At 40.6% G+C, this 26,653-nt stretch carries 24 protein-coding genes and 2 pseudogenes; 16 read left to right on the top strand and 10 right to left on the bottom strand.

Translation table 11 applies throughout. From position 1 onward, the window contains the following. Nucleotides 1-283: 283 nt before the first annotated feature. From rfbB to AC4CUX_RS04265, 8 genes are all read left to right on the top strand, one after another. A complete protein-coding gene (rfbB, locus tag AC4CUX_RS04300; protein WP_490792212.1) occupies nt 284-1,351 on the top strand; it encodes a dTDP-glucose 4,6-dehydratase in 1,068 nt (355 codons plus the stop codon). A 3-nt stretch (nt 1,352-1,354) separates the two neighbouring features. Further along, nucleotides 1,355-2,248 carry a dTDP-4-dehydrorhamnose reductase gene (gene rfbD / locus AC4CUX_RS04295; protein WP_062031430.1) on the top strand — a complete coding sequence of 298 codons (894 nt, stop codon included), beginning with the start codon at nt 1,355-1,357 and terminating at the stop codon, nt 2,246-2,248. Further along, nucleotides 2,245-3,129: a glucose-1-phosphate thymidylyltransferase RfbA gene (gene rfbA, locus AC4CUX_RS04290; RefSeq protein WP_178928790.1), complete on the top strand. Its 885-nt coding sequence runs from the start codon at nt 2,245-2,247 to the stop codon at nt 3,127-3,129. Before rfbD ends, rfbA begins: the two co-directional genes overlap by 4 nt. Next, the gene (gene rfbC, locus AC4CUX_RS04285) at nt 3,126-3,689 is read left to right on the top strand and encodes a dTDP-4-dehydrorhamnose 3,5-epimerase (RefSeq protein ID WP_178928789.1); all 564 of its coding nucleotides are present in this window, start codon (nt 3,126-3,128) and stop codon (nt 3,687-3,689) included. Before rfbA ends, rfbC begins: the two co-directional genes overlap by 4 nt. 113 nt (nt 3,690-3,802) lie before the next feature. Beyond that, complete coding sequence (locus AC4CUX_RS04280; RefSeq protein ID WP_490792211.1) at nt 3,803-4,009, top strand: NAD(P)-binding protein; 207 nt, start codon at nt 3,803-3,805, stop codon at nt 4,007-4,009. 131 nt (nt 4,010-4,140) lie between these two features. After that, a complete protein-coding gene (locus AC4CUX_RS04275; protein ID WP_490792210.1) occupies nt 4,141-4,947 on the top strand; it encodes a UDP-galactopyranose mutase in 807 nt (268 codons plus the stop codon). Nucleotide 4,948: 1 nt separating this feature from the next. Next, nucleotides 4,949-5,326 carry a DUF4422 domain-containing protein gene (locus AC4CUX_RS04270; protein WP_178928788.1) on the top strand — a complete coding sequence of 126 codons (378 nt, stop codon included), beginning with the start codon at nt 4,949-4,951 and terminating at the stop codon, nt 5,324-5,326. 33 nt (nt 5,327-5,359) lie between these two features. Beyond that, nucleotides 5,360-6,292: an IS5-like element ISAha2 family transposase gene (locus AC4CUX_RS04265; RefSeq protein WP_490792209.1), complete on the top strand. Its 933-nt coding sequence runs from the start codon at nt 5,360-5,362 to the stop codon at nt 6,290-6,292. 61 nt (nt 6,293-6,353) lie between these two features. On the opposite strand, the gene AC4CUX_RS04260 is transcribed toward AC4CUX_RS04265, so the two are convergent. From AC4CUX_RS04260 to AC4CUX_RS04240, 5 genes are all read right to left on the bottom strand, one after another. Further along, nucleotides 6,354-7,367 (bottom strand): glycosyltransferase family 2 protein, encoded by a 1,014-nt coding sequence (locus AC4CUX_RS04260; protein WP_490792208.1) that lies wholly within the window; start codon nt 7,365-7,367, stop codon nt 6,354-6,356. Nucleotides 7,368-7,402: 35 nt separating this feature from the next. Further along, nucleotides 7,403-7,621 (bottom strand): hypothetical protein, encoded by a 219-nt coding sequence (locus AC4CUX_RS04255; RefSeq protein ID WP_004983573.1) that lies wholly within the window; start codon nt 7,619-7,621, stop codon nt 7,403-7,405. Between the two features lie 152 nt (nt 7,622-7,773). Next, complete coding sequence (locus tag AC4CUX_RS04250; RefSeq protein ID WP_178928978.1) at nt 7,774-8,658, bottom strand: lysophospholipid acyltransferase family protein; 885 nt, start codon at nt 8,656-8,658, stop codon at nt 7,774-7,776. Between the two features lie 321 nt (nt 8,659-8,979). Beyond that, nucleotides 8,980-10,764, bottom strand: a complete 1,785-nt coding sequence (gene aspS / locus AC4CUX_RS04245) for an aspartate--tRNA ligase (RefSeq protein WP_005401682.1) — start codon at nt 10,762-10,764, stop codon at nt 8,980-8,982. 151 nt (nt 10,765-10,915) lie between these two features. Then, nucleotides 10,916-11,680: a DUF4184 family protein gene (locus AC4CUX_RS04240; protein ID WP_178928979.1), complete on the bottom strand. Its 765-nt coding sequence runs from the start codon at nt 11,678-11,680 to the stop codon at nt 10,916-10,918. Between the two features lie 138 nt (nt 11,681-11,818). On the opposite strand from AC4CUX_RS04240, the pseudogene AC4CUX_RS04235 reads away from it, so the two are divergent. The 5 genes and pseudogenes from AC4CUX_RS04235 to AC4CUX_RS04215 form a co-directional block, all read left to right on the top strand. Next, nucleotides 11,819-12,412: pseudogene (locus AC4CUX_RS04235) on the top strand (TonB-dependent receptor plug domain-containing protein); the annotation flags it as partial. Between the two features lie 48 nt (nt 12,413-12,460). Next, nucleotides 12,461-13,075, top strand: a complete 615-nt coding sequence (locus tag AC4CUX_RS04230) for an IS607 family transposase (RefSeq protein ID WP_005402019.1) — start codon at nt 12,461-12,463, stop codon at nt 13,073-13,075. A 67-nt stretch (nt 13,076-13,142) separates the two neighbouring features. Next, entirely contained in the window at nt 13,143-14,297 is a 1,155-nt protein-coding gene (locus AC4CUX_RS04225) for an RNA-guided endonuclease InsQ/TnpB family protein (protein WP_005402020.1), read from the top strand. A gap of 135 nt (nt 14,298-14,432) precedes the next feature. Then, a pseudogene (locus AC4CUX_RS04220) lies at nt 14,433-15,923 on the top strand (TonB-dependent receptor domain-containing protein); the annotation flags it as partial. A gap of 139 nt (nt 15,924-16,062) precedes the next feature. Continuing rightward, nucleotides 16,063-17,526 (top strand): phospholipase D family protein, encoded by a 1,464-nt coding sequence (locus tag AC4CUX_RS04215; RefSeq protein ID WP_178928484.1) that lies wholly within the window; start codon nt 16,063-16,065, stop codon nt 17,524-17,526. A gap of 93 nt (nt 17,527-17,619) precedes the next feature. Here the strand turns inward: AC4CUX_RS04215 and AC4CUX_RS04210 are convergent, their stop codons facing one another. After that, nucleotides 17,620-18,072, bottom strand: a complete 453-nt coding sequence (locus AC4CUX_RS04210; RefSeq protein WP_178928483.1) for a hypothetical protein — start codon at nt 18,070-18,072, stop codon at nt 17,620-17,622. 196 nt (nt 18,073-18,268) lie between these two features. On the opposite strand from AC4CUX_RS04210, the gene AC4CUX_RS04205 reads away from it, so the two are divergent. After that, entirely contained in the window at nt 18,269-18,724 is a 456-nt protein-coding gene (locus AC4CUX_RS04205; protein WP_227518523.1) for an RcnB family protein, read from the top strand. Nucleotides 18,725-18,794: 70 nt separating this feature from the next. Here AC4CUX_RS04205 and AC4CUX_RS04200 read toward each other — a convergent pair whose 3' ends face one another. From AC4CUX_RS04200 to AC4CUX_RS04185, 4 genes are all read right to left on the bottom strand, one after another. Continuing rightward, nucleotides 18,795-19,292 (bottom strand): phosphate-starvation-inducible protein PsiE, encoded by a 498-nt coding sequence (locus AC4CUX_RS04200; RefSeq protein ID WP_004983586.1) that lies wholly within the window; start codon nt 19,290-19,292, stop codon nt 18,795-18,797. 140 nt (nt 19,293-19,432) lie between these two features. Further along, complete coding sequence (locus tag AC4CUX_RS04195) at nt 19,433-21,214, bottom strand: acyl-CoA dehydrogenase C-terminal domain-containing protein (RefSeq protein ID WP_178928482.1); 1,782 nt, start codon at nt 21,212-21,214, stop codon at nt 19,433-19,435. Between the two features lie 197 nt (nt 21,215-21,411). After that, complete coding sequence (locus AC4CUX_RS04190) at nt 21,412-23,214, bottom strand: acyl-CoA dehydrogenase C-terminal domain-containing protein (protein WP_178928481.1); 1,803 nt, start codon at nt 23,212-23,214, stop codon at nt 21,412-21,414. Between the two features lie 305 nt (nt 23,215-23,519). After that, on the bottom strand, nt 23,520-24,137 hold the full coding sequence (locus AC4CUX_RS04185) for a hypothetical protein (protein WP_178928480.1): 618 nt from the start codon (nt 24,135-24,137) through the stop codon (nt 23,520-23,522). A 137-nt stretch (nt 24,138-24,274) separates the two neighbouring features. Between AC4CUX_RS04185 and baeS the strand changes: the two genes are divergently transcribed. After that, nucleotides 24,275-25,927, top strand: a complete 1,653-nt coding sequence (baeS, locus tag AC4CUX_RS04180) for a sensor histidine kinase efflux regulator BaeS (RefSeq protein ID WP_490792616.1) — start codon at nt 24,275-24,277, stop codon at nt 25,925-25,927. A 19-nt stretch (nt 25,928-25,946) separates the two neighbouring features. Continuing rightward, a complete protein-coding gene (locus AC4CUX_RS04175; protein ID WP_004983596.1) occupies nt 25,947-26,633 on the top strand; it encodes a response regulator in 687 nt (228 codons plus the stop codon). Nucleotides 26,634-26,653: the final 20 nt, after the last annotated feature.

Raw genomic sequence — 26,653 nt, 5'->3', positions numbered from 1 at the left:
CCTGACTAGTATACAAGGGTTATTCGAAAAATCATGGTTCGGCTTTTGAAATTTTAAATACAGACAAATCTAAGTTGCATGAACACGATGTGTGTTGCATCAAAACTACATCTTCATGCACTAAAAGACTGTGTCCAAGTAACGTAGAGGAAATCAAAAAAACATCAATTGAAAGCCTGAAAAGAAAATAATACGTGAAACCATTTTGACAAGGATAGGTCGGGATTGAACATATGTTAGAATCGCGAAAATTTAATATTGAATAAGAAATTGAGGAGGGTGTGTGAGAATTCTCGTGACTGGCGGAGCAGGATTTATTGGATCTGCTGTAATTCGTCATATAATCCAAAACACCAATCATACTGTGTTGAATGTCGATAAGTTGACATATGCGGGTAACCTTGAGTCGCTTGCACTTGTTGAAAATAATGAAAGATATCAATTCAGCCATACAGATATTTGTAATCGTGAAGCATTAGATCATTTGTTCTGTGAGTTTATTCCTGATGCTGTTATGCATCTTGCAGCTGAGTCGCATGTGGACCGCTCTATTTCAGGCCCATTGGATTTTATTGAAACCAATATCATTGGTACATATCAGCTTTTGGAAGCGACGCGTAAGTACTGGCTCAGTTTGAGTAATGATGCAAAACAAAAATTTAGATTTCATCATATTTCGACCGATGAGGTTTATGGTGATTTAGAAGGGACTACGGATTTATTTACGGAAAAGACTTCTTACTCTCCAAGCTCACCTTATTCGGCATCTAAAGCGAGTTCAGATCATTTGGTACGTGCATGGCACCGTACCTATGGTTTGCCTGTGATTGTAACGAATTGCTCCAACAACTATGGCCCTTACCATTTCCCAGAAAAACTTATTCCCCTGATGATTTTAAATGCACTACAGGCTAAAGCTTTGCCTGTGTATGGCAATGGTCAGCAAATCCGTGACTGGCTCTTTGTTGAAGATCATGCACGTGCACTTTATAAAGTCGTTACAGAGGGCGTTGTGGGGGAAACCTATAATATTGGTGGTCACAATGAAAAAGCCAATATTGATGTGGTCCATAGTATTTGTGATTTACTTGAAGAGTTGGCGCCAAATAAACCTGAAGGGATTCAGCACTATAAAGACTTGATCACCTATGTTACAGATCGACCTGGTCATGATGTTCGATACGCGATTGATGCATCTAAAATTCAAAATGAATTAGGTTGGGTGCCAGAAGAATCATTTGAAACGGGTTTGCGTAAAACCGTTGAGTGGTATTTGAATAATCAGGAATGGGTCTCACACGTACAAAGTGGAGAGTATACATCTTGGTTAGAAAAACATTATCACGGTTAACGCATGAAAATTTTATTATTGGGTAAGAATGGTCAAGTAGGCTGGGAGTTGCAACGTTCCTTAGCACCGTTGGGGGAGCTGATAGCGCTTGATCGACATGGCTTAAATGAGTGGTCTGGGGATTTAAGTCTACCAGAAGATGTTGTTCAAACAATTTTAGCAATGCGACCTGATATTGTTGTGAATGCCAGCGCATATACAGCTGTTGATTTGGCAGAGACAGATCAGGTCACTGCTGATATCGTAAACCATATTGCGGTTCAAAAAATTGCCGAGGCATGTACCCAAATTAATGCATTATTTGTTCATTACTCGACCGATTATGTTTTTCATGGTGATGGGATTAGTGCCTTTACTGAGGATGATAATACGCAACCGATCAATACTTATGGTCAAACCAAAGTACTGGGCGAGCAAGCGATTGTAAATTCAGGTTGCAGACATTTAATTTTTAGAACATCTTGGGTATATGCAGCTAAAGGAAAAAACTTCCTTAAAACGATGTTGATGCTTGCTCAAAATAGAGAAGAACTCTCGGTGATTAATGATCAGATTGGTGCGCCGACATCGGCTGAACTGATTGCAGATGTCACTGCACAGATCATACCGCAAGTTCAATCCTCGCAAGCTAAGACTGGGATTTATCATTTGGTTGCAAGTGGAGAAACAAGCTGGTTTGGTTATGCCAAGTTTATTTTCAAACAGGCACAATTGTTGGGTGAAAACTTAGTGGTCAAACAGGTTCATCCTATTCCGACATCATCTTATCCGACACCAGCCAAACGACCACATAATTCAAGATTGAATAATCAAAAAATTCAAAATACATTTAACCTATATTTGCCTGATTGGCAGTTAGGTGTAGAAAGAACATTAGTGGAGATACTCAAGAAATGAGTTTAAAACGTAAAGGTATTATTCTTGCTGGAGGCTCAGGAACTCGTCTGCACCCTATTACGAAAGGGGTATCGAAGCAACTGTTGCCTATTTATGATAAGCCGATGATTTATTATCCTTTATCAGTGCTGATGTTGGCGGGGATAAAAGAGATTTTGATTATCTCAACACCAGAGGATTTACCAAACTTTGAGAAACTTTTAGGCGATGGTTCTCAATTTGGTATTGAGCTGAGTTATAAAGTTCAACCCTCTCCAGATGGCTTGGCTCAGGCATTCCTGATTGGGGAAGAGTTTATTGGTGATGATCATGTTTGCCTGATTTTAGGAGACAATATTTATTATGGTCAAAACTTTAGTAAACAGTTAAAAGCAGCGAGTGATCTTGATCATGGGGCAACAGTATTTGGCTACCATGTGACAGACCCAGAGCGCTTTGGTGTGGTTGAATTTGACCCTTCTGGTAAAGTTTTGAGTATCGAAGAAAAACCAACGCAGCCGAAATCGCCATATGCTGTAACTGGATTATATTTTTACGATAACCGCGTGGTTGAGTTTGCGAAACAAGTCAAACCCTCACATCGTGGAGAGTTAGAAATTACTGACATTAATAATGCCTACTTAAAAGATGGCTCCTTAAATGTTGAGCTGTTGGGGCGCGGTTTTGCATGGTTAGATACCGGTACACATGAATCGTTGTTAGAGGCTGGACAGTTTGTATACACGATTGAAAAACGTCAGTCGTTGAAAGTGGCTTGTCTCGAAGAAATTGGTTTTCAGCAAGGTTGGATTTCTCGAGAAAAGCTAACTGAAAGTGCTGAAGCGTTGAAAAAAACAGAATATGGGCAATATTTGTTTAAATTGTTGGAAGAGTCGAAGTGAAAGTAGAAACCACCAAAATTGAAGGTCTTTTGATTCTACATCCAAGTGTTTTTGGGGATGATCGTGGTTGGTTTATGGAAAGCTTCAACCAACAGCGATTTGAAACTGCATTAAAAGAGTTAAATTTACCCATTCCTACTTTTGTACAGGATAATCACTCGCTTTCGCAAAAAGGAGTGTTACGTGGGTTGCATTTTCAACGTGAACCCTATGCACAAGGCAAACTTGTACGTGTGGTACAAGGCAAAGTGTGGGATGTTGCGGTTGACATTCGACCTGAGTCAAAGACTTATGGTGAATGGGTTGGTGTAGAGCTGAGTGCAGAAAATAAAACTATGTTCTGGATTCCTGAAGGTTTTGCGCATGGATTTGTCGCACTGGAAGATAATACTCAATTTTTGTATAAAACCACGAACTATTATCATAAAGAAAGTGAAGGTGCGATCCTTTGGAAGGATCCTACTTTAGCAATTGGTTGGCCTTTAGAGGGCATAGAAGAAGTTTTGGTGAGTGATAAAGATAAAGAAGCTGATTATTTATTTAATTTTTTGGATATATAAGTGGTGGTTCTAGTTCGTAGAAAAATTGGAATCAAACTAAGAGAGAGGCTCTAACCATTAGTTAGAGCTTTTTTATAATAATTGTTTATGTACTTGAAAGGCTATTTGACGTAATGAATTTTTTAGTTGTTGGTGCAGGGTTTAGTGGGGCTATTGTTGCACGAGCTTTAGCACAAAAGGATTGCTATGTAACGGTAATAGATCAGCGTTCACATATTGCAGGTAATTGTTTTACAAGGCGTGATAGTGCTACTCAGGTGATGGAGCATGTTTATGGTCCTCATATTTTTCATACAAATAATGAAAGGGGGCATATTTAAATCAGCATGGAAGTTTTAAACAATATGTTAATCGCGTAAAAACAACATATAAAAATCAAGTTTATTCTTTACCTATAAATTTACATACTATTAATCAGTTTTATAACCAATCTTTTTCCCCATTGGAGGCTGTGGAATGGATAAAGTCTATTGCTGATAAAAGCATAGATGAGCCAAAAAACTTTGAAGAGCAAGCACTAAAATTTATAGGTAAAGATTTATATGCAGCTTTTTTTAAGGGCTATACCAAAAAGCAATGGGGATGTGATCCAATTCAGCTTCCAGCAAGTATATTAAAACGATTACCTGTAAGATTTAATTACGATGATAATTATTTTTCTCATAAATATCAGGGGATCCCGGAAGATGGATATACACCAATTGTTCAATCTATTTTAGATCACGAAAATATTAAAGTTCGGTTAAACACTCATTTTAAAAAAGAGCTTGTATCCGGATTTGACCATATTATTTGGACTGGACAGTTGGATCAGTGGTTTAATTTTAGTGAAGGTCGTTTGGGTTACAGAACATTAGACTTTAAAAAGTATGAGTCTGAAGGTGATTTTCAAGGAGTAGCTGTAATGAATTATGGTGATGAAGAAATACCATATACTCGGATTTCTGAACATAAGCATTTTACACCTTGGGAATCACATCATAAAACCATATATTTTAAAGAATTTAGTAGGAATTGTGAGGAAGGGGATATTCCATATTATCCAATTCGATTAGTAAATGATAAGCAGCTTTTAAAAAAATATATAGAAAAAGCACATCAAGAACAGGGTGTAACTTTTGTTGGTCGGTTGGGAACTTATCGTTATATGGATATGGATGTTACTATTGAAGAGGCACTAAATGTTTCAGATAGTATTTTGAATGATATTATGAATAAAAAAGCCATCTCTAGTTTTTATCACGACGAAGTTTTCTAATATGAAAAAAATAGAAGTTTATGTGGCTACTCACAAGGAGTATATATTCTCTGAAAATCATATATATAAACCAATTCATGTGGGTAAAGAATTAAGTAGCATAGAGTTGAATATTCTTTCTGATAATGTGGGGGATAATATTTCTAGATTAAATAAAAGTTTTTGTGAGTTAACTGCATTGTATTGGATGTGGAAAAATAGTGATGCAGATATATTAGGTTTAGTTCATTATAGACGATATTTTTATGGAACATTTAGGTTTAACAAAGAATATATTTTTGATGCTACAGATCTGAAATTTTTTAATGGAATTAATGTTATTGTTGCGATTAAAGAAAAGTTTTATAAAAAGACAACAGGCTTTGTTGCACAAACCTAGCCTATAAGGTTTATTCAGTCCTATAATTTCAAAATGAATAAACCTACTCCTAAAACTTATCGTACAACCAACTGGTCTTCCTATAATCGCGCTCTCATTAATTGGGGCAACATTTCCATTTGGTTTGATCCAAACACTCAGTGGTATGCACAACCACAAAACAAGCAAGGTCGAAATCAAACTTACTCCGATACGGCTATTCAATGCTGTTTAATGATCAAATCTTTATTTAGACTCTCTTTACGCATGGTCACAGGTTTTGTTCAAAGTCTGATTAAACTTTGTGGATTAAATTGGACCGCACCAGATTACAGTACGCTTTGTCGAAGACAAAAACATATTGATATTGCGATTAGCTATCAAAAAAGTAGTGATGGGCTACATCTACTCGTCGACTCAACTGGCTTAAAGTTTCTAGGTGAAGGTGAGTGGAAACGTAAGAAACATGGACCTGAATATCGTCGCCAATGGCGTAAGCTTCATATTGGCATCGATGCTGAAACCTTGCAAATACGTGCAGTACAGCTTACTACAAATAATGTGAGCGATTCGCAAGTACTCGGTGATTTACTTGCTCAAATTCCCTTAGATGAACGAATTGATTCGGTCTATACCGATGGTGCTTATGACACGAAGCACTGCAGACAAGTCATTCTAGATCGAGATGCACATGCGCTCATTCCGCCAAGAAAAAATGCAAAACCATGGAAAGATCAGAAATTGAGATCTTTAGAGCGGAATGAGTTACTGAAAACAGTTAAACGTTTAGGAAGAACGCTTTGGAAAAAATGGTCTGGTTATCATCGTCGAAGTTTAGTTGAAACCAAGATGCATTGCATCAAACTATTAGGTGATAAATTAACAGCAAGGAGTTTTTCTAGTCAGGTGAATGAGATTCATGCACGCATAGCCGTATTGAACAAATTTACAGAATTAGGTCGTCCTCATACCCAAGTTGTCACTTGAATTCTGTTCAAATGAGCAGAGTGTTATCTTTTAAATCTTTGTGCAACAAAGCCTGTTGAAATTACTTCTTCATGATTATTTTTCGTAAAGGAGCATCAATACAAATTGAAAAAAATAACTTCAATAATAGTTTTATGGAGACGGCTAGTTTTAGATGAGCTGGGCATGCTTTCATAGTGCGTAATGTTGTTGGTATAATATCTTTATAGTGACGTTTTCTAATAGCTAAAGAAGAGTTTCTACTAATTTCTTTAAATAGATGTTTTTGATTATTTTTTCGGATAGAGCGATACTCTTTAATTTGAGGTAGAGTATCCCAGTAATTAGCCATTTCCAACCTAAATTCAATTACTTGATTTCGAATGCTGGTATTACCTTGATGTTTTTTTGCTTTGGCAATTACGCTTAATTCATGATATCTAAAAAAATTAAGCTCTTTGGCATAGAAGAATATATCTCCTTGAGCAGCTATTTTGCTCCAAATAGCCCAATCACCAATTAATTTAAGATTTGGATTGGCACCATTAACTGATAAATATGTCTCTTTCTTAAAAACCACTGCACTTGCATTAGGTATGGTGTTTTTCACGATTAGAAATTCATTAATATAATCTAAACCATTAATTATAAAGTCTTTCTCAAACTTTTTAGAATTGAGGTTGTCTGTATAATCTTTCCATGTGCCAGTAATATTACCCTGACTATCCATCCGATGGGATTGGCTATACGCTAAAACAAGATTTGGATTCTGTTGAAAAGGTTCAACTAAGGTTTCTAAAAAGCTAAGATCTGCAGCATCATCAGATTCAGCAATCCAAATCAGTTCACCTTGAGCCAATGCCATACCTTTATTCCATTGATGAAAGGTAGAGCCTGAGTTTTTTTCATTGATGATGCAGTGCGATACTTTGGGATGGTCTTTATATGAGAGTAGGATTTCCGCACTTTCATCTGGAGAAACGTCATCCAATAAAATAAGTTCAAAATTTTGATAGGTTTGATTTAATATGCTCTCTATGCGTTGTTTTAAATACGGAGCATGGTTATAACAGGGAACAATAACACTAACAAACATATAGATATTCAACCAAATCGTCTAAAAATAGGAAATTATTCTTTATCCGCATTTCCTTTCAAGACCATATAAATTAAGCCGACAAAAATGACAAAAGCACCCGCAAGGCTACTTACACAGAAAAAGACAATGCGGTCATAGGTTGTTAAATTAAATAATTGATTGTCTAAAATATAGCGCATGAAAAACCACTGTACGATTGCAAAAACAATTAGCACAATACCACGACGACGGACTTCAGGACGCATAGCCATTTGGTTGCTCACAACTTATCTAAAACAGTGCGCTATTATGCCACTGCTGAGAATTGATCTCAAATGAATAAAAGTATTCTATTCAGGCCGTTAGGAAATAGCATACATTATTGCTTTCAAACTGCTTGAGATCACGTGTTTGTTTGTGAAGCCTACTTAGGTGGCTGTATCCGATAAGCATTGATATTGCCATAACAATTTCTAAAACGTCTATAGGACCAAATATATTGTTCAGGTGCTTGGTTAATCATGTCTTGCATGGCAAGATTTAAACTGTCCACCGACAGCTGTAAATCTGTCGATAAAATATCTTGAGCTAATTCTGTACAGTACACATCAAAACTCGCTGCGTCAGTATTACGAATACAACTTAATCCAATCACATTGCATTGTGTTTTAGCCGCCATTTTAGAGACCAGTGTCGTGGACAAAGTATTCTGCTGGAAAAAATATGAATAAATACCCCCACTCGGTTTTGGCAAATGATCTGGTAAAACAACAGTTAACCCACCTTGCTTGAGGTGTTTAAAAATCTGACGAATCCCTGTTTCATCAGTGGGGACAAGGGTGGCATTAAACTTCTGACGCGCCTCTAAAATATAGCGGTTCACCCCTTTAGTTTTATAGGGTTTATACATAATCATTGGTTGCGTATAGACATTTAACCATGCATTTAATAGCTCCCAACAGCCAAAATGCGGAATGACCACAATCACGCCTTTTTTATTGGCTAAAGCCTCGGTTAGAACAGATTGACCATGAATATTTTTCAATAAATCTAAGTTGTATTGTGGTGGCATTCCCCAACATTTTAAAAATTCAATATAGGTCTGACACTGGCTTTGAATACTGAGATGAACGCGTTTCTGGAGTGTTATTGGGTCGAGTTCAGGGTAGGCCAACTGCAGATTAATAGTGGTGATACGCTTGATTGAAGAGTCACTATAGTAAAGCAGGTGTGCAATTCCGCGTGCGATGCATTGTAAAAAGGACAATGGAAAAAGTGAGATGACTTTAAGTAGATAATAAATAGCCATATTTTGACTCAGAAATCTTTTGAAAAGATGAGATGAGAGAAAATTTTGCAAAGAGACTTAAAAATCTAAGATAGATAGAATCAAAAAAAAGATGAGCGTCTTAAGAACAAAATAAATGAATAAATCAACAGAATGATTTAGTGCAAGAACTGCTGCAATAAAATATAGACTATCGTGACCAACTGTAAGTGTGATAGATCAAAAGTTCAAAGGAAATTTTGGAAAATTTGAAGCGAAAAATTGGATCTACGGGGGAGACCTTTTTGCCTTAAATAAAAAAACCCTGCGCATGGCAGGGTTTCTTTAATCAAAATTTAAAGATTATTTCGTTTCTTCAGCTTTTGGTTTTTCACGTAAGCGAATACCTAAATCACGTAGTTGATTTGATTCAACTGGTGCAGGTGCTTGCGTTAATGGACATTCAGCAGTTTTGGTTTTCGGGAATGCAATCACATCACGAATAGACGCACCACCCGTCATGAGCATGACTAAACGGTCTAGACCGAATGCTAAACCACCATGCGGAGGAGCACCGTAACGTAATGCATTGAGTAAGAAGCTGAATTTCTCTTCTGCTTCTTCTTCACCAATACCTAAAGCTTCAAAAATTGCTTTTTGCATTTCTAGGTTATGAATACGCAGTGAACCACCACCAATTTCAGTACCGTTTAACACCATGTCATAAGCCACAGAAAGCGCAGCACCTGGGTTATTTTTCACATCTTCAACGCTTGATTTAGGCAGTGTGAATGGGTGGTGAACAGAAGTCCATTTGCCATCATCTGTTTCTTCAAACATTGGGAAGTCAACCACCCAAAGCGGTGCCCATTCGCAAGTCGACATTTTCAAGTCATGACCGACTTTAATACGTAAAGCACCCATGGCATCGTTCACAACTTTAGCTTTGTCTGCACCAAAGAACACGATATCGCCATTTTCTGCGCCAACACGTTTCAAGAGATCAAGCACGATTGGCTCGATGAATTTCACGATTGGAGATTGTAAACCTTCGATACCTTTTTCAAGCTCGTTTACTTTAATGTACGCTAAACCTTTTGCACCGTAGATGCCGACAAATTTCGTGTATTCATCAATTTGGCTACGTGGTAAAGAACCTGCACCTGGAACACGTAATGCAACGATACGGCCCTTAGGATCTTTAGCTGGACCCGCGAATACTTTGAATTCAACTTCTTGCATCAGGTCTGCGACGTCAACCAATTTCAAAGGAATACGTAAGTCTGGTTTGTCCGATGCATAGTCACGCATAGCATCTGTATAGGTCATGCGTGGGAATTTATCGAATTGAACATCAAGAAGTTCTTTGAACATCTTAACGGTCAAGGTTTCCATTAAATCCATGATGTCATCGTCACTCATGAACGATGTTTCAACGTCGATTTGGGTGAATTCAGGTTGACGGTCTGCACGTAAGTCTTCATCACGGAAACATTTTGCGATTTGGTAGTAACGATCGATACCACCCACCATCAACAATTGTTTGAATAATTGTGGTGATTGTGGAAGTGCGTAGAAGCTACCATTTGAAACACGGCTTGGCACTAAGTAGTCACGTGCACCTTCAGGCGTTGCACGGGTTAAAATCGGGGTTTCGACGTCTAAGAAACCATTGTCTTCGAAATAGTTACGAATGAGGTTGGTTAGTTTTGAACGGAAACGTAAACGATCTAGCATTTCAGGACGACGGATGTCCAAGAAACGGTATTTCAAACGAATTTCTTCAGAAATATTGGTGTTGTCGTCATTCAATGGGAACGGCGGAGTTTCTGATGCAGCAAGAACTTCGATTTCTTTACCTAAAACTTCGATTTGACCGCTCACCATATTGGCATTTTCTGTGCCTGCATAGCGGCGACGTACACGACCTGTAATTTTTAATACGAATTCTGAACGTACTTTGTCTGCAGTTGCGAATGCTTCAGGAGTGTCTGGGTCAATAACCACTTGCACAAGACCATCACGGTCACGCATATCAAGGAAGATGACACCACCGTGGTCACGGCGACGGTGTACCCAACCGCAGAGGGTTACTGTTTCATCAATTTGAGCTTCGGTTAAAGAACCGCAGTAATGAGTTCGCATCATGGCGTTAAAAATCCAACTATATGGCTAAAGGTAGCGAATACGTAAACAGCGTACCGCCAGAAATAAAGGTAGGATTATGCCTCTTTGGGCATTGACTCTCAAGGTATAGCTTAAAAAAGGCATGAAATAGCATTTAAGCGTTGGTCTAAATTCAGCCTAAACGATAGTCTCGATCTAAAAATAAAAACAGAATGCAGCCAAAGATTAGAATTAGCAAAGCGACTTGGCTAAACTCATTAATACTTCGCCCCGTAAAATAATACAGGTCTGACTGCCACACTTGCGTGGGGATATAACGTGCATAGTCCCAAACACTGACTAAACCGCCCAAAAGGCTCAGTATGAACAGCCCCAGCGCAAAGCGTTTGATTTTTAAACTCACTGGAAAATGTTGCTGATAGGTTTGGTAATAGCGCCAACCCATCCACGCCAACAAGGGCAAAGCCAGTGCCGATGTGCCAATTTGTAAAATGCGGTGTAGCGGATAGCCGTGCCCTAACAAAGAGATCTTTTGGCTTAAAAATGCATGTCCAAACAAGGTGCGGAAGTCAGCATGGGTGAGTCCGTCCCATAACAGATGCGTTGCTGTACCCAGCAGGATCGCGAGAATAACGGCCACAGAAAATTTAAAAAAACGTAGCATACTGCTGAGCCTTAATTCATGCTGAATGCCTAAAAAACGATAAAAACAGGGCCGTAATAGCACGTACCACAAGACACAAAAACTGAGTCCAATCCAAAGATCAGGATGAATCAGTGAAGTCCAGTAGTGGGTAGTATTTGAATTGGCTTGTGTAAACAGTCGATAAAGATCAGGGGTCATACTGCCAATAGCAATGGCAGCAATCGGTAAACGGTCACCACTGAGTTTGGCTAAAGGGGGCGCGAGAACGGCATGTGAAATGGTAAAGGGCATTGATCTGTTGGCGTTGGCATCGACTTAGATGGATAGGGCAGTTTATCTTTTTTCTAGGATTGGAATGTTTTTTATTGCAATGAATTTGAAATGTTATATTATAACAATATTAAAAAATTGTACGCTTGAGTGAGTTCCATGGCTTTCCATAAAAATTTGATAACGCTCTCTATTTTGGCGGTGGTCACACCTGCCGTTTTTGCAGATGATACAACAACACAACAACTTGAAACGTTGACCAGCCAAGCACATCCACTCGTTCAGACCGCTGCTGATTTTGCAGTAGCTGATCAGGTTATCGAGCAAAAAAGCTTAAAAGAACGTGCACCGACCATCGGGGATGCTTTGGCAGATGAGTTGGGGGTGTATTCAAATCAATATGGTTCAGGTTCAAGCCGCCCCGTGATTCGTGGTCAAGATGGCCCTCGCGTGAAGGTCTTACAACATGCTTCAGAAACAGCCGATGTCTCGACTTTATCGCCAGACCATGCCGTGACGGTCGATCCGATTTTGGCCAAGCAAATTGAAATCATCCGTGGTCCTTCAACCCTTTTATACAGTGCAGGCACCGTGGGCGGTTTGGTCAATGTCACCGATCAAAAAATTCCAACCAGCATGCCTGAAAAAGGTCTAGAAGGTACGGCGGGATTACGCTACAACTCTGGCAGTGATGAAAAGTTGGCCAGTGCTGGGGCGACGGTTGCTTTGGGCAGTCAGTTTGCTCTACGGGTTTGTAACTGCTAATTGAAATCTACTTATTTCTATACTATTATATACAACATGAGTAAATATGTAAGCATTAGCGTTGCAGCTAAAACATTAGGTGTTTCCATTCAAACATTAAGGCGTTGGGATGAAGAAGGCACTTTGGTTGCAGATCGAACCCCTAAAAATCATAGACGATATGATCTGAGTAAGATCACGCCTGAGCAAATACACAAGCCCGATAGTCAACTTCAAAGGAAAACCATTGCATACGCAAGGGTATCGAGTCATGACCAAAAAGAAGATTTAATTCGACAGCAACAAGTTCTTGAAATGTACTGTGCAAATCAAGGTTGGACGTTTGAATTAATCTCCGATCTTGGTTCGGGTATGAACTATAGAAAAAAAGGCTTAAATAAGCTGCTAGAAGCAATCATGAATGATGAAATCGGACGTTTGGTTTTAACGCATAAAGATCGCTTATTGCGGTTTGGTGCTGAGTTGGTTTTTGCCTTATGTGAAGCTAAAAGCGTGGAGATCGTCATTCTTAATAAGGGTGAAAATTTGTCTTTTGAGGAAGAACTTGCTCAAGATGTTTTGGAAATCATTACAGTGTTTTCGGCAAGATTATATGGTAGTCGTAGTAAGAAAAACCAAAAGTTAATACAGGCAGTCAAAGACGCACTATGAGCCGATTCATACGAGGGCATGTAATTCAATTACTGCCAAATAATAAGCAAGCAAGTCATTTCGATCAATGAGCCGATTCATACGAGGGCATGTAATCCAATTACTGCCAAATAATAAGCAAGCAAGTCATTTCGCTCAAGCGAGTGGTGTTGCTCGTTTGTCGTATAATTGGGCTTTAAAAGAATGGCAACGTCAATATAAAGCAGATAAGGAATATAGAGATCAGTGTGACTATTATGGCGTTCAGGTGGATAAAAAACTTCTAAATAAACCATCCGAAGCTAAAATAAGAAAGCACTTAAACTCGTTCAAGCGTGAGAAATACCCTTTCATGCTTAAAGTGACCAAATGTGCGCCACAACTTGCGATTAAGCAATTGGGTAGTTCATTTGATCGTTTTTTTAATGGTCAATCCAAATATCCAAAGCCTAGAAAAAAAGGCGTAGATGATCGCTTCTCATTATCAAATGACCAATTCAGCATTAAAGATAGAAAAATTAGTATCCCAAACTTGGGTTGGGTAAAAATGACTGAGGATTTGCGTTATCAAGGAAAAATATTATCAGCGAAAATATTTAAACAGGGTGGTAAGTGGTTTGCTTCGATTGCTGTTGAATTAAATCAGCCTGAGAAACTTCACCCCAAAACAGGTTTATCTGTTGGTATTGATTTAGGTGTTTCCAGTCTTGCCACTTTATCTAATGGCGAGGTTGTTCCATCAAGTGCGCCACTAAAGAAACAGCTTGCCAAGTTAAGACGACTTGCTAAGTCTTTTAGCCGTAAAAAGAAAGGTAGTCAAAACAGAGAAAAAGCGAAAACCAAGCTCTCTCGTTTGCACTACAAAATATCATGCTTGAGAAAAAACAATCTTCATCAAGTCACATCTGATTTAGTTAAGCGATTCGATCTGATTGCGATTGAGGATTTAAATGTGAAAGGTATGGTACAAAACCGTAAGCTCTCAAGAGCCATATCGGATATGGGCTTTTATGAGTTCAAGCGACAGTTGATTTACAAGGCTAAACAGCATGGCAAATCAATACTTTCTGTTGGACGATTCTTTCCAAGCAGCAAGATGTGTTCGAATTGTGGTGAATTAAACCAAAACCTGACACTTGCAATGCGTGAGTGGCGATGTTCATGTAACACCCTGCATCACAGGGATATTAATGCTGCCATCAATATTCTAAAACATGCAGATAAAGAATTGGTGGCTACATAAGCCACCAATGGCGGTGAGTTACACCGTGACAGCCTATGGAATTGAGGTAATCCCAAGCGCAATAGCAATTGGTTCTTGATGATGAAGTAGGAATTAAACATTAAACCCACGTAAGTAGGTTTAAGTAGGTTTTAAATAACGGTTGAAGGTTCAAAGCGTGAAGCGAATGACTATATTGCACCGAACTATTTCCATGAGCATGAAGGTGAACTCGAAAAAGAACGTCGTGTCGGAAATACCTTTGCCAAAGGCGAAACTGTCAGCGTTGGTGGTTCATGGATTGGTGAGCGTGGTTTTGCGGGTATTGCCTATACCAACCGTCAAGATCAATACGGTTTACCTGGGCACAGCCATGAATATGAGAGCTGTCATCCGCATGAGGATCATTTGCACTGTGACGGGAGCGATAATCATGGACATACGGATGAACATGATCACTCAGGACACGAACATGCGCATGACGAACATGAGACAGGGCCTTGGGTTGACTTAAAGTCGGAGCGTTATGACTTCCGTACAGAAATTTTAAATCCGATTGCAGGATTTGAGAAGTTACGTGCCCATGCCAGTTATACCGACTACCAACATGATGAAATTGAAGGTGATAGCGTTGCAACTACCTTTAAAAGTAAAGGTTATGATGCGCGTCTAGAAATGGTGCATCAGCCGATTGCGGATTGGGAAGGTGTGGTTGGCGTACAGTACAATCAACAAAAACTAGATATCACGGGTGAAGAGTCTATTTTAGAACCGACCAAGACGCAAAAGTGGAGCGTGTTTGGTTTAGAACACAAGCAGTGGAATGACTTCCATTTTGAGTTAGGGGCACGTGTCGATCAGCAGACCATTGATATTGAGTCAGATCGAAAAGACTATGATGATTATGCCGTGTCTTATTCGGGTGCTGTGAATTGGATGTTTGCACCGAACTATAAACTGTCTTTGGTCGGGTCACATCAAGAGCGTTTACCTTTGGCGCAAGAGCTTTATGCCGATGGTAAGCATCTTGCAACCAATACCTATGAGCGTGGCAATGAAAATCTCGATGTCGAAAAGTCTAATAACCTAGAGTTAGGTTTCCATTACGATACGGATAAAATTGATTATCACGTTCATATTTACCACAACTGGTATGACAACTACATTTATGCTCAAACTGCCTACCTTTACGAAAACTTCCGTCTAGTGGACTACACCCAAGACAAAGCGCGTTTTTATGGGACTGAAGCAGAAGCCTCTTATGCCATCAATGATGTTTATAAAATGAGTGTCTTTGGTGACTATGTACGTGGCAAAATTGACAATGAAAATGCTCCACGGGTGCCTGCTGGCCGTTTAGGAACAAAAGTGAATGCGAACTTTAGTGGCACGTGGTCAGGAACAGCAGAGTACTACCATGTGTTTGAGCAAGATCGAATTGCAAGCTATGAGACCGAAACCGAGGGCTATAACATGGTGAATCTGGGCTTGGCGTATAATGGTCAGTATATGCAGGGCAATGATTATCGCGTGTATTTCAAAGTCAATAACCTCTTAGATGAGACGGTTTATTCGCATACTTCTTTCTTATCGACCATTCCACAAGTGGGGCGTAACTTCACGGTCGGACTCGACTTTAGTTTCTAAGGTGCTATTTCAAGCTTCAACCCAACCTCTCCTTAAATGAGAGTTTAGGGAGAGGTTGCCAAAACATTGACAACAGAAATCCTCTTGAAAAATCAAACAATAAAACCTAGTCTGAGTATATTGGATTAGGTTTTTTGTTATGCGTATCTTTCGAAAATTACATCAAAAGCTCAACTGGACATCGACCCGTTATGTCGGTGTCGTGGTGGGTTTATTGGCTCTGACTTATTTAACGTCTGCAGTTTACCATAGCGTTAAACCACTGCCTGATGGGCTGGACTATACTGGCAAGTTACGTCATGCCGATGTCAAATTTATTGCAGATCAAACCTACATCGATGTACAAGGCAAACAGCAACAAGATCATCATATTTTCAACGCAGTGTTTAAACTGATTGAAGATGCACAAACCACGATTGTGTTGGATATGTTCTTGTTTAATGATGAAGTGGGGACATCTCAAGCATCACAACGTGCTTTGACTCGTCAGCTAACCGATGCGTTGATTGTCAAGCGAAGCTTGCATCCGAATATTGGAATCAAAGTCATTACTGACCCGATTAACTCGGTATATGGTGGGCTATTACCTGAGCATTACCGTAAGTTACGTCAGGCAGGCGTGGATGTAATTGAAACCGATTTACGTCCGCTCCGCGCATCGAATCCCATTTGGTCTGGTTTTTGGTATATCTGTTGTCAAAACGCAGGCAATAATCCCGACGGTGGGTGGTTAAGAAACCCGTTTGGGGATGAAAAAATCACTCTACGTAGTTATCTCAACTTATTTAACTTTAAAGCCAATCACCGCAAAACTTTGGTGGTCGATACCGTTGAAGGTTGGAAAACCTTGGTCACATCGGCGAATCCACATGATGGAAGTTCGCGACATTCCAATGTAGCGCTGTTGGTGACAGGCAATACCGCAATTGATGTGTTGAAAACAGAGCAAACTGTGGCTCACATGTCTCAGGGCGATGTACCGATGGTGATTTTGGGCGAAATTGCAGGAAATCCATCGCAGCCTCAGGTGCAGGTGCTGACTGAAAAAGCAATCCTAGATGCAACCCTCAATTTGTTGAATACAGCAAAAGCCAATGATCAGATTGATTTGGCGATGTTCTATTTATCTGAGCGTCAAATTATCAATGCTTTAAAAGATGCGCAGAATCGCGGTGTTAAACTTCGGATTTTACTCGACCCAAATAAAGATGCATTTGGTCGTCAAAAGAATGGAATCCCCAACCGTCAAGTTGCGTCTGAGCTTAACGATGCCGGTATTACAGTGCGGTGGTGTAATACTCAAGGAGAGCAGTGTCATAGCAAAATGATTTTAAAACGCCATGCACAAGAAGCAGAGCTCATTTTAGGTTCAGCGAATTTTACCGCACGGAATTTGAAGAATTATAACTTAGAGACCAATTTGCGTGTGATTGGCCAGTCTAATGCAGCGGTGTTTACAGATGCACAGCAATATTTTGATGGGGCATGGTCGAACTTAAATGGTCGTCAAATGAGTGTGGGCTATGAGCAATATAAAGATGAGTCAAAACTCAAATATGGGCTATACCGCTTTATGGAGTGGAGTGGTTTATCGACGTTTTAGAGATTTTTTTCCTTGTTAGAAAAGGCGTAGCACAGCTAGGTAAGAGAAAAACTAAAATAGAAAAAGCGCAATATGCGCTTTTTTTATTTGGACTTACTGTTCAGGATTCGGCGGGATGATTTGATCCAAATCTTTATCGGTCATCTTATCGAGTTCATGTAGATCGGTTTTGATTTTCCATTTTTCGGCATCATCCACTGGGCTCGGTAGACGTGCTTCTAACCAGTCACAAATGACATCGGGTGGAAAATCAGGATGGTTACACTGAATGACCCATGCCAAGAATTGCTTGGCTTCACCATTCATATACGGCGGTGGTGACACAGGTAAAAACTGCGTCGGTAGGCGCTCATTTCTAGAAATATAGTTCAGTACATGTCCCAGCTCTTGTACCGTTTGCCATGCCAAAGGATGATCTACATCAATTTGAAACTTAAACCACCATGCACTTTTTCCATCTGTGCCATAAGCATCAATCAGATTTTTTTGAATACTGGGCACTTTTGCAAAATATTCATAGAGTCGATCAAAACTTAATTCAGCCACGATTGTTCATCCAATACATTTATAAACAAAGATTAATTATAAACTGAAAACTCATGCATTTTTTGCTTTTCAAAGAAATCCTGCTTCAAACCTTATAGCGGTGATAATGGCTAGTGATCTAAAATTGATAACTTGTACATTTTTTATCCATAAAATAGGTTTAAAATAATAATATTCACCTCAGTGGAGGAAGAAGATGATGAAATATTTAAAAATAATCTATGGAATAAGTTTACTCAGCTTATTTCCTGCACTGAGTTTTGCTCAACCAGCGACGCGTTATTATGGAAAACCGCTGACTTCGCAAACGCAGCGTTTCCCAACCTATGCTGGGCCGTATCAAGGAGCAATGCCCAGACCTACATCACCGCCTCAAATTGAGCCCCCTCATCACAGACCACCTCCGCACCATCCACCACATGGCGGATATCCGATGCGACCAGGTGTGAGTATTATTTACCGAGCACCCAGCTACTCAACCTATAGTCAGGAAACCAATAGCTATGTGTATGGGGATGGCGACTCCAGTATTGAAAGCCGTGATTATGTGTTGATTACCGATTGGCGACGTTTGGGATTGCCAGACCCACCTGAAGGCATGCACTGGATCTATGAAAATGGACGTTACGCTTTAGAACCTGATTCAAAATAAATGAATCTTTGGCTGATACAAAAAACCCTCCTTTGTTTAGACGGAGGGTTTTTTAGTGGTCAATAAAGAATTAAGCGAGTTCATCATCTTGTGGGCGTGGTGTTTTCCCTTCAGGTAAAGGCTTGTCGGCATGTTTATCCCGAATTACTGAAGGATAATTCCACGATGCATAACGCACCACCAAAATTGCAATCGCCATAATTAAAATTGAACCCGTAATAATCACCAAATCCATATCCGCTTTGTGGTCATGCTGGATATCGGAAATTAAAAGTCGGGTGAGCGCAGTGATGGCGATATAAATTAAAAAGCGGACAGGCATGTGGTTGGTTTTAAAATAGATACCGACCATTGCACCCAGTTCGAGGTAGATGAATAACAATAAAATATCATCAATCGAGGCATATTGTTTAATGGTCAGGATCTCATAAACGGTATGTCCTGCCGACCAAATCACCATACAGCCAATAATAAATAAAGCCACATAGTGAAAGCTTTCTACTGCAGTATTGCCCAGTTTATCGAGGAGGGTTTCTATTTTCTCTATTTTAGGGTCACGGTTAGTCATGGCTGCCTCCTGATATGTTGATGGTGGTTTATTGCATCATAAGCAAATTTCATGCACATGACGTATAAAAGCAAAAATAAAGCTGAGTAATAAAAAAACGCCTGATGAAGCAGGCGTTTTTTTATTCAGTCATTAAGCGATTAAGCTTGGCTGGTGAAGTAGTCTTCAGAGAAGTTCATTACCACTTCTGCACCCGCTTTCACTTTGGTAATGCGTAAAGCCAATTCTGGCAAAATACGTTGTACAAAATACAGTGCCAATGACAATTTGTTTTGATAGAACTCGCCCTCTTTTTGCTTAGCGGCATTGGCAATGCGCGCAAACATATAGGCAAAGCTGAGTAGGCCGACTGCATGTAAGTAATCTACTGCTGCAGCATTCGGGAACTCTGCACTTTCAGCAGCACGTTCAAGGATATACTTGGTCACTTCTTCCACTTCAGTTGCCGCATCGAGTGTTGCATCTTTAATGAAGTTTAGGTCCGCATCTAAGCTGTTAGCAAAATCGCGGATTTCAGTAATGTAGTCTGCGATGAATGCACCACCACATTTAATGGTTTTACGACCAATTAAATCTTGAGACTGAACGCCGTTGGTGCCTTCATAGATTTGTGCAATACGTAAGTCACGTACACATTGCTCCATGCCCCATTCACGAATATAACCATGTCCACCGAAGACCATTTGTGCATCTAAAGTTGCTTGGAATGCTGTGTCGGTTAAATACGCTTTTGCAATAGGGGTTAACAATGCAACACGGTCATTGGCTGCTTTCACCGCTTCAGGGTCTGTTGAGAACTTAGTGATATCCAGTTGCTGACCCACGTAAACTGCAAATGCACGAGATGCTTCATTGTTCGCACGTGCATTCAGCAACATACGACGCACATCACCATGAACTAAAATGCTGTCCGCAGGTTTAGCTGGCGATTGAACACCCGACGCGCTACGACCTTGTAGACGGTCTGTCGCGTACTGTGCCGCATTTTGGTAAGCAAATTCAGATGCGCCTAAACCTTGAATACCCATCGACAAACGTTCGTAGTTCATCATCACGAACATAGCCGCAAGGCCTTCATTTTCTTTACCCACCAAGTAACCTTTGGCACCGTCAAAGTTCATTACACAAGTCGCAGACGCTTTGATCCCCATTTTGTGTTCAATTGAACCTGGACCTGCCGCATTACGCTCGCCTACAGAACCATCTGCATTCACTAGGAATTTAGGCACGATGAATAATGAAATACCACGAGAACCCGCAGGTGCATCAGGAGTTTTTGCCAAAACCAAGTGAATGATATTTTCAGCTAAGTCGTGGTCACCGCCAGTAATAAAGATTTTGGTCCCTGTAATGTTATAGGTGCCGTCTTCGTTACGTTCAGCTTTAGTTTTGATAATGCCTAAATCTGTACCTGCATGTGGCTCGGTTAAACACATGGTCCCAGACCATTCGCCTGAGTAAATTTTAGGCAAATAGGTTTCTTTTTGTTCTTGTGATGCATAGCTGTTTAGTGCCATACCTGCACCGACAGAAAGAAGCGGGTAGAGCATGAATGATGGGTTGGTTGCGAACAGCATTTCATCTGCAAGAACCGTCAGCATTTTTGGCATGCCTTGACCGCCCCATTCTTCATCAGCCGCTAAGCCAATCCATCCGCCTTCAGCATATTGCTTAAACGCTTCTTTAAAACCAGCAGGTGTAGTCACTGCGCCGTTGCTAAAAGTTGCGCCTTCTTCATCACCTGTACGGTTTAAAGGCAGGGTTACGTTTTGCGCAAATTTAGCCATTTCTTCGAGGATCGCTTCAGCCGTCGCACTGTCTACATGAGTTAGATTTTCATTAGACTGCCAGAACTGATCTGCATTGAAAACTTCATTGAGGATAAATTTCATATCCGCAAGTGGGGCATTATAAATTGGCATGTTCGTTCACCTGTTTATTGTTTGAATCTCTGTAGACTTAGGACAGCTTAATTAACAACGGAGAGTGTTGTTAAATGACCCAAGCGAAATAACGCTCTATTTATAAAGAAAAAGGACCGCCAAAGCTATGACTGTCCTTTTTCATTTCTGTACTCAAGAGTACAACTATTTCGAATATCGAATTAGTTATTAATTACTTAGAATGCAAAGTGCTCTGCATCTAATGCGAGTAATGGTTCTACGCCACCAGCAATCACATCAACGTGTGAGCGAATACGTGGCAAGATCTTCTTGAAGTAGAAGCGAGCAGTCGTTACTTTTGCATTGTAGAAGTCAACGTCAGTGGTGCCTTCAGCTAGTTTCTCCTGAGCAACCAATGCCATACGAGCCCATAGGTAAGCAAGCGTTACATAGCCAGAGAAATACATGTAATCAACTGCAGCTGCACCAACTTCATCAGGGTTTTGCATTGCGCGCATACCGATTTGCATCGTGATATCGCCCCACTCTTTGTTTGCAGCAGCTAAAGGTGCAACAAATTCTTGCATTGCTGCGTTGTCTTTGTTCGCTTCAACAAATTTATGGATGATCTTAGTGAAGTCTTTTAACATTGCACCTTGAGTTTGCAATACTTTACGACCTAACAAGTCAAGTGCTTGGATTTCAGTAGTACCTTCGTATAAGCAAGCAATACGTGTATCACGTACGATTTGCTCCATACCGTGCTCAGAAATAAAGCCATGGCCACCAAAGATTTGAACCCCATGATTTGCAGATTCGTAACCAGTTTCAGTTAAGAATGCTTTTGCAATAGGGGTGAGTAAAGACAAGATGTTGTCAGAGAATTTACGATCTTCTTCAGTTGCACCTTGTTCAACGATATCTGCGTGTAGACACAACAGATACACTAGTGCGCGACCACCTTCTGCAAATGCTTTCTGGGTCAACAGCATGTTACGTACCGCAGGATGCACAATGATTGGATCGGCTTCTTTTTCAGGCGCTTTAGGACCAGAAAGTGAACGCATTGCTAAACGATCTTTCGCATATGCTAAAGCACCTTGGAAAGAACCTTCAGATGCAGCAAGACCTTGAACAGCAGTACCAATACGTGCGGTGTTCATGAAAGTGAACATGCAGTTTAAGCCACGGTTTTCTGGTCCGATCAAGTAACCTTTTGCTTTATCAAAGTTGATCACACAAGTTGCGTTACCATGGATACCCATTTTGTGTTCGATCGAACCACAACGTACAGCATTGCGCTCGCCAACTGAACCGTCAGCATTTACAAGGAACTTAGGTACGATGAAGAGCGAAATACCTTTAGTGCCTTTAGGCGCCCCAGGCAAACGCGCCAATACGATATGGATAATGTTATCCGCCATGTCGTGTTCACCGGCAGAAATAAAGATTTTCTCGCCAGTGATTGCATAGCTGCCATCTGCTTGAGGTTCTGCTTTAGAACGGATAATCCCTAAGTCTGAACCTGCGTGCGATTCGGTTAAACACATGGTACCTGTCCAAACACCAGATACTAGGTTGGGTAAATAAGTTGCTTTTTGTTCATCTGAACCGTGATGTTCTAAAGTACGTACCGCACCATGAGAAAGACCAGGGTACATACCCCAAGCCCAGTTGGCAGTACCAACCATTTCAGAAATCACGTTTCCTAAAGAAACAGGTAGACCTTGACCGCCATATTGCTCTTCAGCAGAAAGAGACGGGAAGCCAAGTTCGATGTATTTTTGATACGCTTCTTTAAAACCAGTAGGAGTCGTTACAACACCGTCATTCCAAGTACAACCTTCGCGGTCGCCACTTTGGTTGATTGGAGACAATTCGTTTTCACAGAAATCTGCCGCAGCTTCTAAATATTGGTCAACCAATTCACGGCTTACGGTTTCCTGAAATGCAGGCAATTTAGAATAGTGTTCTTCTGCATTCAATAGCTCATGCAGTACGAATTGCATATCACGTAAGGGCGCTTTGTATTGTGGCATATCGGTTTCCTCAATACTGGTTTAACCAGCTTATAATCCTAATAAACATAAAAACGTGTCTTCTTTGACACGGATTGGAATAACTTAATCGTGCAACATCTTCTAATTTGGTACAAGCGGTTCGGGTGCTTTTCTTGGTGACTGTAAAGTCAAATAAATATTATTCAAAATCGCTAAGTGCACTGAGTGTAAACAGTTTTGCTGCTTTTGGCATGACATAAATAGTCAAAAAGCGTAAAAAGTTATGTCCAATAAAAAAGGCGCAATTTGCGCCTTTTTTATCTATTTATGCTTTTTAGAGTGGCTTAAGCGGCCTTATTCGGTGCTGAAACAGGGGATTTAGGCTGGAAGTGAACGATACATTTGCCATCTACTGTTTGTGTGCCGACTTTTAACTGCACGGCTTTACCATCAGTTTGACCTTGGCAGGCTTTGGTCGCAGTTTGTTGACGCGCTTGACGTTCAGCTAAACGTTGATCGTATTGCTGGGTTAACTCAGCACGTTTCGCATCGGTTAGTGGTTCGCCGCGTTGCATATGCATGCCACGGAATTCACCACGATCGGCTTGATCACCACGCATTGGGCGATGTTCACCACGTTTCATTTCATCACGGTTCGGTTTAAATGAAATCGCACATGTGCCTTCTAGTGTTTGCTCACCTGCTTTGACTTGGACTGCTGAACCAACTGCTTTGCCATCGCAGGCTTTTTTAATGTCTTGCATTACCTGTTTGCGTTCAGTACGCATTTTTTCAAACTGTTCGCGTTGTTCAGGTGTCATGTGACGGTCTTTTTGATAATGACCATGCATATGTTGCGACTGCTCCATATCTTTTGGTGCTTGGGTGGATTGACAGGCAGTCAACGCACCTACAGATAAAACGCTGGCAGTGGCTAAAGCAATTTTTGTCATCTTATTCATTCTACAATTCCCCCATACAAGAGCATGTGATTTTGGATGATTAAAGATTAAATAATAAAGATGTAGAAACAATGGAGAGTTTTTTGATGCAGTGTTCTATACAATAACAAGGCAAAAGAATGACCGAGAGATTGCTTTTGAAGATTCGCCGCGTACCGATTGCTTTACGCTTATTCCTCACTGTATTGCTGACCACTTTGGTGATTACCACGGTGAGTTTAGGTGTGCTGCATTGGACGATGCAAAAGAATTTTGCCAAATATGTGGCGGACGTGGAAATGCAAAAGCTCGATCATCTGATTGATAACTTAGCAGGCGTTTATAGCACTTATCATGACTGGGGTAATGCCATTCAAGCACAAATTTTGCAGATTGAAGGACATGCCGCGCCAGATGATTATGACCGTCTCTCTCGTTGGTGGTTACGTCGCCAGTACGACATTGCTCTGCAACAGCGTTATTTTAAAGAGAATACCAAAACCTTACTCAGTGATGTCTCTACCACTGAATTCAAACATGAAAAACAGATTTTAACCGAACAAGAACTGCAAGCTTTGGAGGAAAATTTACCTTCTGAGTTTCAACCCTTTGAAGGTTTAAAGTTCCCGCTCAGCGCCAATCAAAATGTTTTTCGTCCAGATCGTAAAAAAGAAGAGATTGAACAAGAGAGCAAACAAAACACAGGCAAAAAACAGTTTATTTCCACGCCTGACCGTTTAGGTCTTAGCTCGCGTTTGTCTTTATACGATACGCAGCGTCAGTTTGTGGTCGGTGAACCTTCGGATGATCAAGTTTCTTTCCGTCCTATTGTAGTGAATAACCAAGTGGTGGGCTACTTGGGGCTGAAACCAGTTCTCGATCAAGATGATGCGTTGAGTATCAACTTCTTTAGTAACCAAAAACGTTATTTATTGCTGGTCTATGGTTTAACCGTTTTTGCTAGTTTAATTGCTGCACTGTTACTTGCGACTTATTTTAAGACGCCAATTCAACGTTTATTGAATGGTACGCGTGAATTAACCAAGGGTAATTTTCAGCATCAAGTTAAAGTGAATCGAAACGATGAGCTGGGTGATTTATCCAATGAACTGAACCAACTGGCCGTGATTTTAGATCAACATGAAATTTCACGTCGTCAATGGGTATCGGATACTTCGCATGAGTTGAAAACCCCGCTGGCTGTGTTGCAAGCGCAAATTGAAGCGATGCAAGATGGAATTCGAAAACCAACGCCTGAACATTTTGAGGCCATGTTACGCCAAGTGACCAGTTTGAAAAAACTCACGCATGACTTGGCCGATTTGGCACAAGCGGAAGCACAGCAATTAAACTGTTACTTTGCAACCGTGAACCCGTGGGCGGTGATTGAGCAAGAAGTGGAAAACTTTAAGCCCAAATTTGAACAAGCCCTTTTAAGCATTAGTGTCGAAGGTGAGGGCGCCGAGTTACAACTTGATATTGACCGCTTTAAGCAAATCATGGTCAATTTGTTGGGTAATAGCATTCGTTATACTGAAGCCGGTGGACAGGTTCGTATTCATACTGAACAGTCCGCAACAGATTGGACGGTCTATGTCGATGACAGTCCATATGGTTTAACTGATGAGCAACTGGCACGACTCGGTGAGCGTTTCTATCGAGTCGATGACTCGCGTACGCGGAGCACAGGTGGTACAGGTTTAGGTTTGGCTTTATCGGCTAAACTGGCTCAGGCTTTGGGCGGCGAATTGAGTTTTGATCATTCGCCTTTGGGTGGTTTACGTTGCAAGTTAACGTTCCCAAAAAAATGAAACACAAAAGGAAGTATGTATGAAACATATTATGCTGGTTGAAGATGAAGTAGAACTTGCACAATTGGTCCGCGATTATCTTGAAGCAGCGGGCTTTGAAGTCAGTATGTTTCACGATGGTCAGGACGCATTTGATAGCTTTACGCAGCGTAAACCGAGTCTGATGATTTTAGACTTAATGGTGCCTCGTATGGATGGCTTGACCATTTGCCGTAAAGTCCGTGAACAGTCGGATTTGCCGATTATTATGGTCACTGCACGTACGGAAGAAATCGACCGCGTGCTTGGCTTGAACATGGGTGCAGACGACTATGTGTGTAAACCCTTTAGCCCAAAAGAATTGGTAGCGCGTGTCCAAGCCGTGTTACGTCGTTTAGAGCGTAAAGCTGAGCCTGAAGATCAGTCTTTGTTCCGTATGGATAAAGCGCAACAACGCATTTGGTATCAACAAAAGCCTTTAAACTTAACGCCGACCGAGTTTCGTTTACTGGAGTTGTTTTTAGAGCATGTGGGTCAAGTCTATTCACGTGCACAGCTACTGGATCATATCAACCCAGACAGCTTTGAAGTAGCTGACCGTGTGATTGATAGCCATATTAAGAACTTACGTCGTAAGATTTCGGATGCAGCTGAAACAGGCAACCGTCATGAATGGGTTCAGGCGGTATATGGGGTAGGCTACCGTTTTGAATATCCTGAAGATTAATTCAGTTTTCTGAACGATAA

The organism is Acinetobacter sp. 231_lipA (genome assembly GCF_058243005.1).
Note: the sequence above shows the minus strand (reverse complement) of the source record. Positions and strands in the feature narration are given on the sequence as shown.